At 62.6% G+C, this 12,870-nt stretch carries 12 protein-coding genes; 3 read left to right on the forward strand and 9 right to left on the reverse strand.

Going from position 1 to position 12,870, the window contains the following annotated elements; all coding sequences use genetic code 11:
• The first annotated feature begins 116 nt into the window (after positions 1 to 116).
• Positions 117 to 839, forward strand: a complete 723-nt coding sequence (locus ACEN8E_RS10045; RefSeq protein ID WP_495592463.1) for a GNAT family N-acetyltransferase — start codon at positions 117 to 119, stop codon at positions 837 to 839.
• Between the two features lie 132 nt (positions 840 to 971).
• Here the strand turns inward: ACEN8E_RS10045 and ACEN8E_RS10050 are convergent, their stop codons facing one another.
• Positions 972 to 1,760: an AraC family transcriptional regulator gene (locus ACEN8E_RS10050; RefSeq protein ID WP_057395995.1), complete on the reverse strand. Its 789-nt coding sequence runs from the start codon at positions 1,758 to 1,760 to the stop codon at positions 972 to 974.
• A gap of 85 nt (positions 1,761 to 1,845) precedes the next feature.
• Between ACEN8E_RS10050 and ACEN8E_RS10055 the strand changes: the two genes are divergently transcribed.
• Positions 1,846 to 2,844, forward strand: a complete 999-nt coding sequence (locus ACEN8E_RS10055; protein WP_495592464.1) for a bile acid:sodium symporter family protein — start codon at positions 1,846 to 1,848, stop codon at positions 2,842 to 2,844.
• Positions 2,845 to 2,889: 45 nt separating this feature from the next.
• Here ACEN8E_RS10055 and ACEN8E_RS10060 read toward each other — a convergent pair whose 3' ends face one another.
• The 6 genes from ACEN8E_RS10060 to ribBA form a co-directional block, all read right to left on the reverse strand.
• Positions 2,890 to 4,605, reverse strand: coding sequence for an amidase (locus ACEN8E_RS10060; protein WP_495592465.1), 1,716 nt, complete (start codon positions 4,603 to 4,605; stop codon positions 2,890 to 2,892).
• 264 nt (positions 4,606 to 4,869) lie between these two features.
• Positions 4,870 to 6,024 carry an ABC transporter ATP-binding protein gene (locus tag ACEN8E_RS10065; protein WP_495592466.1) on the reverse strand — a complete coding sequence of 385 codons (1,155 nt, stop codon included), beginning with the start codon at positions 6,022 to 6,024 and terminating at the stop codon, positions 4,870 to 4,872.
• Positions 6,025 to 6,041: 17 nt separating this feature from the next.
• The gene (locus ACEN8E_RS10070) at positions 6,042 to 6,851 is read right to left on the reverse strand and encodes an ABC transporter permease (RefSeq protein ID WP_495592467.1); all 810 of its coding nucleotides are present in this window, start codon (positions 6,849 to 6,851) and stop codon (positions 6,042 to 6,044) included.
• Positions 6,852 to 6,857: 6 nt separating this feature from the next.
• The gene (locus tag ACEN8E_RS10075; protein ID WP_495592468.1) at positions 6,858 to 7,802 is read right to left on the reverse strand and encodes an ABC transporter permease; all 945 of its coding nucleotides are present in this window, start codon (positions 7,800 to 7,802) and stop codon (positions 6,858 to 6,860) included.
• Positions 7,799 to 8,824: an ABC transporter substrate-binding protein gene (locus ACEN8E_RS10080; RefSeq protein WP_495592469.1), complete on the reverse strand. Its 1,026-nt coding sequence runs from the start codon at positions 8,822 to 8,824 to the stop codon at positions 7,799 to 7,801. Before ACEN8E_RS10080 ends, ACEN8E_RS10075 begins: the two co-directional genes overlap by 4 nt.
• A gap of 320 nt (positions 8,825 to 9,144) precedes the next feature.
• Positions 9,145 to 10,254 (reverse strand): bifunctional 3,4-dihydroxy-2-butanone-4-phosphate synthase/GTP cyclohydrolase II, encoded by a 1,110-nt coding sequence (ribBA, locus tag ACEN8E_RS10085; RefSeq protein ID WP_495592470.1) that lies wholly within the window; start codon positions 10,252 to 10,254, stop codon positions 9,145 to 9,147.
• A 69-nt stretch (positions 10,255 to 10,323) separates the two neighbouring features.
• Here ribBA and ACEN8E_RS10090 point away from each other — a divergent pair, with 69 nt between their 5' ends.
• A complete protein-coding gene (locus tag ACEN8E_RS10090) occupies positions 10,324 to 10,620 on the forward strand; it encodes a DUF1330 domain-containing protein (protein WP_495592471.1) in 297 nt (98 codons plus the stop codon).
• A 102-nt stretch (positions 10,621 to 10,722) separates the two neighbouring features.
• On the opposite strand, the gene ACEN8E_RS10095 is transcribed toward ACEN8E_RS10090, so the two are convergent.
• A complete protein-coding gene (locus ACEN8E_RS10095; protein WP_495592472.1) occupies positions 10,723 to 12,033 on the reverse strand; it encodes an ATP-binding protein in 1,311 nt (436 codons plus the stop codon).
• Positions 12,030 to 12,770 (reverse strand): response regulator, encoded by a 741-nt coding sequence (locus ACEN8E_RS10100; protein ID WP_008023822.1) that lies wholly within the window; start codon positions 12,768 to 12,770, stop codon positions 12,030 to 12,032. The genes ACEN8E_RS10095 and ACEN8E_RS10100 overlap by 4 nt, the downstream gene beginning before the upstream one ends.
• Positions 12,771 to 12,870 lie beyond the last annotated feature (100 nt).

The raw sequence follows: 12,870 nt of genomic DNA on the forward strand, positions 1-12,870 counted from the left end.
GCCGCAGTGGGTGGGAATCCTCAATGTTGGGGGCCTTCACCCCCCGTTACCCCCACTGCGCAGGTGTCAGGCGCGCTATCATAGGCGGCCCTCGCCTCCCGGAGCCTGTCACCGCAATGCCCCTGATCAGCCACTTCAAGACTCCGTGCCCAGAGCACATCAATAGCCAGATCCTGCAGATGGTGGTCGACAACCTGACCGACATCAGCATGGTCGCAATCGCGCCAAGCAACCTGCTGTACAACCTTTATCAGTACGCGATCGGCTATGAGGTGCACCTGTATCTGCAGGCGTTGAACGGTGAAAAAGGCATTGCCGTGGAGTTGATCGTTGCCACTGACGAAGATGATCCGGAAAAGGTGATCGGCTTTTTGCTGTACCTGCCGGTGCAGGACGACCCCGAGGCATGTGGCGTGGCATACATGGCGGTGCAGGCCGAGTATCGGCGCCAGGGCGTGGCCCGGCGGATGCTGCGGGAAATGGTCGGCCGCTATCCCCATGCCGAGCTGACCTGCGCGGTGGCCAAGGTGCCGTATTTCGAGGCGATGGGCTTTCAGGTGGTGGGCGTGCGCGCGACCCAGGTGTTGATGAACACCCGCGACCACGCCACCGATGGCTTGATGGCGCTGCTGGATGTGGCGGCGATCTACAGCTCGCTGGAAGTACGGCAGATTCATACCTACTTGCTGCAAAAGCATGGCAAGCGGGCAATGACCGACGCGGAAAAACAGCGCGACCGGCACCTGGACCAGTTGACGTACAAGGCTCAGGAATTCGTGCGGGGGCGGTTGGGGGACGATGCCGTGCCGGCCAGTGGTCCTCGACTTCGGTTGGTCTGACCGTCTTCAACCAAACACCACAAATCATTTGTAGGAGCGAACTTGCTCGCGATGGCGGACAGGCAGCAGCGATGTTGAATGTGATGGCCTCTTCGCGAGCGAGCTCGCTCCTACAGATTGTTCGTGCAGGGCTTAGCGGAAGAACTCACCCGGTGTTTCGCCGAACTGCTGGCGGAAGGCGGCGATGAAGGCCGACGTCGAGTCGTAGCCACAGGCCAGTGCCACGTCGGTCACTCGTTCGCCCTGTTCCAGTGGCGTCAGGGCGCCGAGCAGGCGCAAGCGCTGTCGCCAGGCGCGAAAGGTCAGGCCGGTGTCGCGCAGGAACAGGCGACTGAGGGTTTTCTCGGTGACACCGAACTTGTCGCTCCAGTGACTGAGTGTGGTCTGTTGCTCGGGGTGCGACTCCAGGCTTTGAGCGATCTGGCGCAATCGGCTGTCCTGAGGCAGCGGCAGCATCAAGTCGATCTGCGGCGCCTCGGCCAACTGATCCAGAATCACCTGGGCCAACCGACCGTGCGGACCGTTCTGATCGTATTCCACGGGAATCTGGCTGAAGGCACGGATCAGCTCGCGCAACAGATCGCTGACCCCCAACACATGACAGCCCGGCGGCGCCCACGTCGAGACGCTGCAGTCGATGTACAGGCTGCGCATTTCCGTGCGCGGCGAACTGAACACCCGGTGCGGCATGCCCGCCGGAATCCACACCGCACGCTCTGGCGGGGCGACGAAACGCCCGGCGCCGGTCTGTATTTCGAGCACACCCTGAATCGCATAGGAAAGCTGCACCCACGGGTGGCTGTGACGCCGGGTCAGTGCGCGATTGGGCAGCGATTCGGTACGGCCGTAGAGTGGCCGTGGCAGGCTGGACAGCCCGGGAATGCTGCGCCGGATACTTTTGTCATGTCCTTTAGGCGGCATCTGCTGGCTCATCGGCGTTAGTCGGTAATTCCCAAGCACGTTAGAGTCGCTTTCACGTACTGGCAACCCCCGGATGATCAAGCCCATGACTCGCCCCCGTTTGTTACCCGACAACTTCACCCTGACCCTGATCGGCGTGGTGACGCTTGCCAGCCTGTTGCCCGCCAGCGGCCAGGTCGCGGTCGGTTTCGGCTGGTTGACCAACATCGCCATCGCGCTGTTGTTTTTCCTGCATGGCGCCAAGCTGTCCCGCGAGTCGATCATTGCCGGTGCCGGGCACTGGCGCCTGCATTTGCTGGTGTTCAGCCTGACCTTCGTTCTGTTTCCGTTGCTCGGCCTGGCGCTCAAGCCGCTGCTGTCGCCGCTGATTGGCAATGACCTGTACATGGGCATGCTTTACCTGTGTGCGCTGCCCGCCACGGTGCAGTCGGCGATTGCCTTTACTTCACTGGCGCGGGGCAACATCCCGGCGGCGATTTGCAGCGCGGCGGCGTCCAGCCTGTTCGGGATTTTTCTCACGCCGTTGCTGGTGACCCTGCTGCTGAATGTGCACGGCGAAGGCTCCTCGACCCTCGACGCCATCCTCAAGATCAGCGTGCAGTTGCTGCTGCCGTTCATTGTCGGGCAAATCGCGCGGCGCTGGATCGGCAGCTGGGTGGCGCGCAACAAGAGCTGGTTGAAGTTCGTCGATCAGGGCTCGATCCTGCTGGTGGTCTACGGCGCCTTCAGCGAGGCGGTGATCGAGGGCCTCTGGCATCAGATTCCGTTGCTGGATCTGCTCGGGCTGGTGGTGGCGTGCTGCGTGGTGCTGGGGCTGGTACTGGTGGCCTCGACCGTACTGGGCAAGGCATTCGGTTTCAATCAGGAAGACCGCATCACCATTCTGTTCTGCGGCTCGAAGAAAAGCCTGGCAACCGGTGTGCCGATGGCGCAGGTGTTGTTTGCCGGCAGCACCATTGGCGTGCTGATCCTGCCGTTGATGTTGTTCCACCAGATTCAGTTGATGGTCTGTGCGGTGCTGGCGCAGCGTTATGCCAATCGGCCGGAGTCGATTCCAGAGCTGATGGCCCAGGTTGATCCCTGAGTCGCCAGCCATGGCGGCTCGATTGAGCCGCCATGGTTTTACGGGTCAGCGCTTGTCAGCGACCAATGGCGGGGTACGCGGCGGGATCATGCGTTTGTTGCCGGTCGACTCGAACGCCGACGCTAGGTGCAGCAAATTGGAGTCGTCATAGGCGCGACCGGCAAAGGTCAGACCGACCGGCATGCCGATGTCTGGCATCACACCCATCGGCACGGTGACCGTTGGCACGCCGAGGTGACGGATGGCGAGGTTGCCGTTGGCGACCCACACGCCGTTGCTCCAGGCGATATCCGCCGATTGCGGATCGACATCGGCATTCGCCGGGCCCACATCGGCGACCGTCGGGAACAGCACCGCGTCGAGGCCCAGGCGATCCATCCAGTCTTCCAGATCGATCTTGCGGGTCTTTTCCAGCCCGCGCAGGCCGTCCGGCACCGTGCTGATCTGGTCCCACGGGGTGATGCCGCGTTCGGCCATGCGCACGTACTCGTCCATGCCGGCGGCGAGGTCGCCTTCGCGGTTGGGCAGGGTGCCCGGGTCGTGAGGGAAAATCTGCGGGCCGTCGACATCGACAAGGCGATTCAGTTTGGGATCGCCGTTCGCTTGCAGGAAATCATCGAAGGCCCAGGCAGTCAGGTCCCACAGTTCGTGGTGCAGGAATTCCTTGGAGACGATGCCGCGATTGAACACGGTCGGCGCGCCAGGACGATCACCCTCGCAATTGGAAACCAGCGGGAAGTCCACTTCGAGCACTTCGGCACCCGCGGCTTCGAGGGCCTTGCGCGCCTGTTCCCAGAGCCCGATCACCGACGGACGGGTGTTGATGCGCTGGCCGGTCGGCCCGCCGATGCCCGGGGCTTCGGAGGTGCCCGCTTCAGGGTCGGCGTTGATGTACATGCGCGGAATGCCGAACTTCTTGCCTTTGAGCGCTTCGCTGTTCGCCGCCAGCGCGGCATAGGATTGCGGGCGTACCTCGGACGATTTCGGAATGGGCACCCAAGGCTGCAGGCGCCACAGGTCGCCACGGGTGTCCGGGTCATCGGCCACCACCACGTCGAGCACTTCGAGCAGGTCGGCCATGGTCCGGGCAAACGGCACGACCACGTCCATGGTCGGGGTCAACGGCCAGTTGCCGCGTACCGAGATCACCCCACGCGAAGGGGTGTAGGCGCACAACCCATTGTTCGAGGCCGGTCCACGGCCGCTCGACCAGGTTTCTTCCGCCAGGCCGAAGGCCGAGAAACTGGCGGCGGTGGCCGTGCCGGCACCGTTAGACGAGCCGGAGGCGAACGGGGCGGTGAGGTAGTCGGCGTTGTACGGGCTCTCGGCGCGGCCGTAGACGCCGCGCTGCATCCCGCCGTTGGCCATCGGCGGCATGTTGGTCTTGCCCAGGCAGATCGCCCCGCCGGCACGCAGGCGCTCGACGGTGAACGCATCGCGATAAGCGACCAGGTCCTTGAAGGCCGGGCTGCCGGAAGCCGCGGTGAGGCCCTTGACCAGATAGCTGTCCTTGGCGGTGTAAGGGATGCCGTCCAGCGGGCCCAACAACTGGCCCTTGGCGCGACGGGCGTCGGCAGCCTGTGCTTCGGCGAGGGCCTCGGGGTTGCGCACGACAACGGCGTTCAGTGCCGTGGCGGTTTCAGGGCCGTCATAGGCGTCGATTCGCGCCAGATAAGCCTGGACCAGCTCAACCGAGGTGGTCTGGCCGGATTCGAGCGCGGCGCGCAGTTCGGCAATGGAAACTTCGGTGACTTCGATCATGCTGCCACCGCCATTTGCAGGTGGAGGGTCCCAAACACTTCACTTTTCTCGAAATGGACATTCATATCGTTATTCTCGTTGCACTGTGTGGCACGACAGGGTCGGGTGTTAAAAATACTGAGCACTATTTAGCATTAAACCGGGATTTTAGGAATCCGTTGTCCAATTTATCTTACAGGCGACAGAAAAAAGGCCACCACAACCCGACGTTGTGGTGGCCCGAGGGTGACTCATTATAGTGGCCCCTACGCGCAGGCCAATGGATCAGTGAGCGCCGGCGGCCTTGTTCAGGTCATTTTCGGCCCATTCGGTGTACACGCAGGCGTCCGCCGTGGCCCAGCGCACCCGCACCGGGTCACCGGACTTGAGCGGCATGCCGGCAGCGGACAGTGCCTTGACGGTCATCGAGGTGCCGCCAGCGGTGATCACGCTGCAGGTCTGGCTTTCGCCGAGAAACAACACTTCCACGACTTTGGCCGAGACTTCGTTCCAGCCGGCGGCCAGCGGTTCGGCAATCGCCTGGTCATTGCTCAGGGCCAGGGCTTTTTCCGGACGCACCATCAGCAGCACGTTCTGATCGGTATGCAGGCCGGCAGTGAGCCGGATCGACAACGCCTGGCCTTCAAAAGTCGCCACGGCATTTCCCTGGGCCTTGAGCTTGAGGAAGTTCGAGTTGCCAAGAAACGATGCGACAAAGGCGTTCGGCGGGTTCTGGTAGAGGTCGTAGCCGCTGCCCAGACCGACGATCTTGCCGTGGCTGAAAATCGCGATGCGCTGGGACAGGCGCATGGCTTCTTCCTGATCGTGGGTCACGTAGACGATGGTGATGCCCAGACGCCGATGCAGCTGACGCAGTTCATCCTGCAAGTCTTCGCGCAGTTTTTTGTCCAGCGCACCCAGTGGTTCGTCCATCAGCAGGATGCGTGGCTCATAGACCAGCGCCCGGGCAATGGCGACCCGTTGCTGCTGGCCGCCGGACAGTTGCGAAGGGCGGCGATGGGCGAATGGCTCCAGCTGCACCAGTTTGAGCATCGCGTCGACGCGCTTGTCACGTTCGGCGGCGGCGAGTTTGCGGATTGCCAGCGGGAAGGCGATGTTGTCGCGCACCGACAGATGCGGGAACAGCGAATAGCGCTGGAACACCATGCCAATGTCGCGCTTGTGCGGCGGCACGTTGACCAGCGACTGGCCGCTGACCAGGATCTCGCCGCTGCTCGGGGTTTCGAAGCCGGCCAGCATCGACAAGGTCGTGCTTTTGCCCGAGCCGCTGGAGCCGAGGAAGGTGAGGAATTCACCGTCCTTGATGTCCAGCGAGATGTTGTCCACGGCGGCAAAGTCGCCGTAGTGCTTGTTCAGGTTACGCAGGCTGACCAGGGGCTTGTCATTTTGCTGCGCGGAATCTTTGATCACTGCACTCATGTCGTACTCCTGGGCGCTCAGGCGCTGATTTCGTTGCGCCGGCGCAGAGCGGCGGCGATCACCATGACCAAGACCGAGAGGCCGATCAGCAGCGTCGAGGCGACGGCGATCACGGGCGTCAGGTCCTGGCGCAGGGTGGTCCACATTTTCACGGGAAGGGTTTGCAGGGTCGGGCTGGCCATCATCACGCTCAGCACCACTTCATCCCACGAGACGAGGAAGGCGAAGAGGGCGCCGGCCACCATGCCCGGACGGATCGCCGGGAAGGTCACCCTGAACACCGCTTGCAGCCGCGAGGCGCCGCAGATCACTGCCGCATCCTCGATCGACTGATCGAACAGCTTCAGCGAGTTGATGATCGAGATGATGGTGAACGGCAACGCGACGATGACGTGGCTGACCACGAAGGCGAACATTGTCCCGGTGTAGCCGAGTTTCAGGAACAGCGCGTACACCGCCACGGCGATGATCACCAGGGGCACGATCATCGGCAGGGTGAACAGACCGTAGAGCATTTCCCGGCCGGGGAAACGGCCGCGAACCAGGGCGAACGCAGTTGGCAGGCCCAGGGCGACGGCGAAGAACGTGGTCAGCACCGCGACTTTGAGGCTGGCCATCGCCGCGTTCATCCAGTCGGCATTGGAGAAGAACTGGCCGTACCATTTCAGCGTCCAGCCCGGTGGCGGGAACACCAGCCATTGTGACGAGCCGAACGACAGCAGCACGATGAACACGATCGGCAGCAGCAGGAACAGACCGATCAGCCCGGTGGTGGCGTACAGGCCGAAGCGCATGCGCCGGCTCATGGCATTGGGAGTCAGGAGCATGACGGCTTACCTCGCGTTGCTGGCGCCAACCGGGGATTCCGGCTGAAGCTTCAGGTAGAAGTAGAACAGCACCAGCGTGATCACGATCAGCAACGCGGCGCCGGCGCTGGCCAGGCCCCAGTTGAGGAACGACTGCACCTGCTGAATGATGAACTCGGGGAGCATCATGTTCTGCGCGCCGCCCAGCAGGGCCGGGGTCACGTAATAACCGAGGGACATCACGAACACCATCAGGCCGCCGGAGAACAGCCCCGGCCGGCACAGCGGCAGGAACACCCGGAAGAAGTTGGTCCAGGGGCTGGCGCCGCAGATGGAACCGGCCTGCAGGATCATCGGGTCGATGGCCTGCATGGTCGCCTGCAACGGCAGCACGATGAACGGGATCATGATGTAGCTCATGCCGATCACCACGCCGGTGAGGTTGTGCACCATCTCCAGCGGTTGATCGATGATGCCCAGGGCCATCAGCGCCTTGTTGATCACCCCCGAGGCTTGCAGCAACACCAGCCAGGAGTAGGTGCGGGCAAGCAGGCTGGTCCACATCGACAGCAGCACGATGTTCAGGATCCAGCGACCCCAGCCGCGTGGCACCAGGGTGATCGCCCACGCCAGCGGGAAGCCCAGCAACAGGCTGAACAACGTCACCAGGCCGGCCACCGAGAAGGTGTTGAGCAGGACCCGCGCATAGGCCGAGTTGGCGAACAGTTGCTCGTAGTTGCCCAGGCCCGGCACCGGTTCCAGCACGCCGCGCAACAGCAGGCCGATCAGCGGCGCGAGAAAGAACAGGCCGAGAAACAGCAGCGCCGGGACCAGGTTACCGGCGCCACGCCAACGCTGTTTCAGCGACGGCGTGGGTTGCCTGGCAACGCTCTGGCCGGATGCCGAACCGGCAGCGCCAGTGGCGCTCCCGGTGGCCGTGGATGGATGAGGCGCGGTTGCCGTCATTTTCATTTGACCAGCCATTCGTTCCACCGTGTCGCGATGGCCGGACCGTTCTTGGCCCAGTACGCGAAATCAAGAGTGATCTGATCCTTTGCGTAAGCGGTCGGCAGGTTAGGGGCCAGCACCGAGTCCAGGCGCGCCACGCTGTCGACGTTGACCGGGGCGTAGGCGGTCAGGTTGGAGAAGTCCGCCTGGCCCTTGGCACTGCTGGCGTTGGCCAGGAACTTCATCGCCGCGTCCTTGTTTTTCGAACCCTTGGGAATGACCAGAATGTCGGCCATGACCAGGTTCTGCTGCCAGCTTACGCCGACCGGGGCGCCGTCTTCCTGCAGGGCGTGAATCCGGCCGTTCCAGAACTGGCCCATGCTCGCTTCACCGGAGGCCAGCAGTTGCTGCGACTGCGCGCCGCCGCCCCACCAGACGATGTCTTTCTTGATGGAATCGAGTTTTTTGAACGCACGGTCCAGGTCCAGCGGGTAGAGCTTGTCGGCCGGCACGCCATCGGCCAGCAGCGCCAGTTCGAGCACGCCAGGGCTTGGCCATTTGTACAGGGCGCGTTTGCCGGGGTAGGTCTTGGTGTCGAACAGGGCGGACCAGTTCTGAGGTTTGCTGGCGCCGAGCTTGCCTTCGTTGTAGCCGAGGACGAAGGAGAAGAAGAACGAGCCGACGCCGTGATCGGAGACAAAGCGCGGGTCGATCCTGTCACGTTCGATGACTTTGAAATCGAGGGGTTCGAGCAAGCCTTCGGAGGCGGCGCGCAGGGCGAAGTCAGCTTCGACGTCAACCACGTCCCACTGCACGTTGCCACTTTCGACCATGGCCTTGAGTTTGCCGTAGTCGGTCGGGCCATCCTGCACGACGGTGATGCCGCTGGCCTTGCTGAACGGATCGGCCCAGGCCTGCTTTTGCGCATCCTGGGTGCTGCCGCCCCAACTCACGAAGTTGACGCTTTCAGCCGCCAGCAATGCCTGGCTGGTCACACTCAGCAGTCCCGCAAAAAGAACCGCGGTCGCACGTTTGTTCAACACCATTTTCACGCCCTCATTGTTGTGTTTATGAGCGGGGCTTTCGAGTGCCCGCCTATCGGGAGCAGTAGGTCCGTCAAGTCAGCTTCGACTGTCCGGTCTATGGAATATCATATTATGGTATTCCAAACTTTGTGCAAGCATTTTGCCGTACCGGCTATCAGCCAAAACGGTTTTTCAGTGGTTCCGAAGATTGCCCAGTGGTGCAACCCCTTGTGGGAGCGAGCCTGCTCGCGAAGGCGGTGTAACAGTCAACGGAGATGTTGGATGTACCGGCCTCTTCGCGAGCAGGCTCGCTCCCACAGGGAAATGCGCTAAACCAAGAGTCATTCGGTGAATGGAATGCTCTCGATCACCTCCAGGTCATACCCGGTCAAGCCCGCATATTTCAGCGGCGGCCCGAGGTGGCGCAGCTTGCCCACGCCAAGGTTTTGCAGGATCTGTGCACCGGTGCCCACCTCCGAGTAGATCCGCGACTGCGAACGGCTGAACTGCCGGGGCGATTGGGTCAATTGCGGCACGCGTTCGAGCAACGCTTGCGAGGATTCGTGATTGGCCAGCACCACCACCACGCCGTGGCCTTCGCTGGCGACACGCTGCAAGGCTGCCCACAAGGTCCAGTTGCTCGGCCCGCTGTATTCGGCACCGACCAGGTCGCGCAACGGGTCGATCACATGCACGCGCACCAGCGTCGGCTCATCACGACGCAGATCGCCCATGACCATGGCCATGTGGACACCGCCTTCGATGCGATCTTCAAAGGTGATCAGACGAAAGGTGCCGTGCACGGTGGGTAGATCGCGTTCACCGATGCGCACGATGGTGTGTTCGGTGCTGAGGCGGTAGTGGATCAGGTCGGCGATGGTGCCGATCCGGATCCCGTGCTTGCGCGCAAACACTTCCAGGTCGGGGCGGCGGGCCATGGTGCCGTCGTCGTTCATCACTTCGACGATCACCGAAGCCGGCGTAAAGCCGGCGAGGCGGGCCAGGTCGCAACCGGCCTCGGTATGCCCGGCGCGGGTCAGCACGCCGCCTTCACGGGCGCGCAAAGGGAAGATATGGCCAGGTTGCACGATGTCGGCAGGGCCGGCGTTGGCGGCGACGGCAGCGGCTATGGTGCAGGCACGATCGGCGGCGGAGATACCGGTGGTCACACCGACGGCGGCCTCGATGGACACGGTGAATGCAGTGCTGAACACACTGCCATTGCTTGGCACCATCTGCTCCAGGCCCAGGCGCTTGCAATGTTCGTCGGTCAGGGTCAGGCAGATCAGGCCGCGGGCTTCACGGGCCATGAAGCTGATCGCCTCGGGTGTGCAGCAGTCAGCGGCCAGCAACAGGTCGCCTTCGTTTTCCCGGTCTTCATCGTCGACCAGCAGGACCATTTTGCCGAGGCGGTAATCTTCGATGATTTCTTCGATGCTGTTGAAGGCCATGATGGACACTCAGTGTTGGCTGGAATGAATTATGGTATACCATAATACAAAACTAACCGAGAGGTCACTATGAAGGCGTACTGGATTGCTCATGTGGACATCACCGATCCCGCTCAATACAGCCAATACACGCAGCGGGCGCCGAAGGCGTTTGCCTTGTATGGCGGTCGGATTCTGGCGCGGGGCGGGCGCAGCGAGGCGATGGAAGGTCGATCGACACCGCAACGCAGTGTGGTGATCGAGTTTGATTCCTATGAACAGGCGGTGGCTTGCTACCACTCGGCGTTGTATCAGGAGGCGAGGGGGTACCGCGAAGGCGTGGCCCTGGCAGAGGTCATCATCGTCGAGGGGGTGGGGGAGTTGTGATTGGGGGGCTTTGCTGCCTGGGGAGTTGCGCATGTACCACAACCCCTTGTGGTGGCGAGCCTGCTCGCGAAGGCGGCCTGACAACCGACCATTTCCTTACGGTTAGACCGGCAATCTCAGCTGCGCACACAACCCGCCGCCTTCACGATTGCTCAAGGTCAACGTCCCGCCAATCGCGATTGCCAATTGCTGGGCAATCGCCAGCCCCAACCCGGTGCCGCCGGTGCTGCGGTTGCGCGAGCTTTCCACGCGGTAGAACGGCTCCATCACTTGCTTGAGTTCTTCCTCGGCGATCCCGGGGCCGCGGTCGAGGATCTTGATCGACAGGTTGCCATCAGCCTGTTTTTCCACCTGCAATTCGGCGGCGCCGGCAAACTTCAATGCGTTGTCCGTCAGGTTGACCAGCACCCGGCGCAAGGCGTGGGGGCGGGTGTCGATGACGGCTGCGCTCTTGCCTGTTAGTTGAACGTCCTTGCCCATGTCCTGGTAGTCGAACACCAGGCTGTCGAGGAACGAGTCGAGGTCGGTGCGGCGGCTTTCTTCGGTGGCGCCGTGGATGCTGCGGGCGTAGGCCACGCCTTCGCGTACCAGGTGTTCCATCTCGCCCAGGTCGCTCCAGAGTTTGTCTTTTTCGCTGGAATCGTCCATGAATTCGGCGCGCAGTTTCATGCGGGTGATCGGGGTTTGCAGGTCGTGGGAAATCGCCGCGAGCAATTGCATGCGTTCCTTCAGGTACGCCGCGATGCGTGCCTGCATCGCGTTGAAGGCCCTGGCGGCGTGGGCGACTTCGCTTGGGCCTTTTTCGTCCAGGAGCACGGGGTGGGCATTGGGGTCGAGGTTTTCGACAGCGTCGGCGAGGCGGGTGAGGGGGCGGATGGCGATTCTCACCGCCAGCCAGGAGCAGGCAAGCATCAGCGCCAGTTGCCCGAGCAGCACGATGGGCAGCCAGGGCGACAACGGCACCATCGCCGGGCGGACGTCGATGGTCAGCGGGCTGCCATCGGCCAGGTTCAGGTGCACTTGAAAATGTTTGGCCGGCCCGGGGATGTCGGTAAAGGTCATCGGGTAATCGTGACCGATGGCGTCCTTGATCGAGGCGATGGCGATGGGCGCATCGGGCATGTCGGTACGTATGGGCGTGCCTGGCGACCCCTCATTGAGCAGGTAACGGTAATTGCGTCGTTCCAGTTGCTGCAGCCAGCCGGCCCGTTCATTGGCGGGCAAGCGGTCGAGGATGGCAATGGACGTGGAAACGTCGGTTTCCAGATTGCCGAGCATGGTGTTTTTCGAGGATTCGTAGCGCTCGTAATACTGCGCACCGAAGGACAACGCCTGGGCGAGGATCAGGCCGATCAGGAAAATCAGCGACAGCCGCGACGCCAGGGTGCGCGGCCAATGCAACGCCTGCGTCATGATTGATCGCCCAGGATTTCCACCGGCAGGGAAAACACATAGCCTTCACTGCGCACGGTCTTGATGTAGGCCGGTTCGCGGGCGTCGTCCAGCAGGCGCTGGCGCAGGCGACTGACCAGCAGGTCGATGGAGCGGTCGAACAGGTCGGCATCGCGGCCCTGGGTCAGGTTGAGCAATTGATCGCGGTTGAGCACCCGTTGCGGGTGATCGAGAAACACCCGCAGCAATCGATACTCGGCACCGCTCAAGGCGACCATGGTGCCGTCTGCATCGAGCAGGTGACGCGCCGAGGTGTCCAGGCGCCAGCGGCCGAAGGCCAGCAGGCGGCTGGCTTCGGTCACCACCAGGTTCGGCGGCAGCATGCGGGTACGCCGCAGCACCGCGTTGATCCGCGCCAGCAGTTCACGGGCCGCGAACGGCTTGACCAGGTAGTCGTCGGCGCCCATTTCCAGGCCGAGGATGCGGTCGGTTTCATCGTTGCGGGCGGTGAGCATCAGCACCGGCGTGGCCTTGTGTTTGCCGGCGCGCAATTCGCGGCACAGCAGCAGGCCATCGTCCCCCGGCATCATGATGTCCAGCACGATCAGGTCCACCGGGGTGGTTTCCAGAAAGGCGCGCATCTGCCGTCCATCCGCCACGACCGTGGTGCGCAGGCCGTTCTTCTTCAGGTAGTTGCCTACCAGCTCGCGGATTTCGCGGTCATCGTCAACGATGAGGATGTGATCAACGTGATCCATTGGGCCAAACCTCTGATGAATGGGGATTGCCACACAGTCTATCGAGCCTCGGCGGGCTCGCCTGCCGCCCTTTGTATTGCAGTGTATCCGGCTTGCCTGC

The organism is Pseudomonas sp. Pseusp9 (assembly GCF_059491265.1).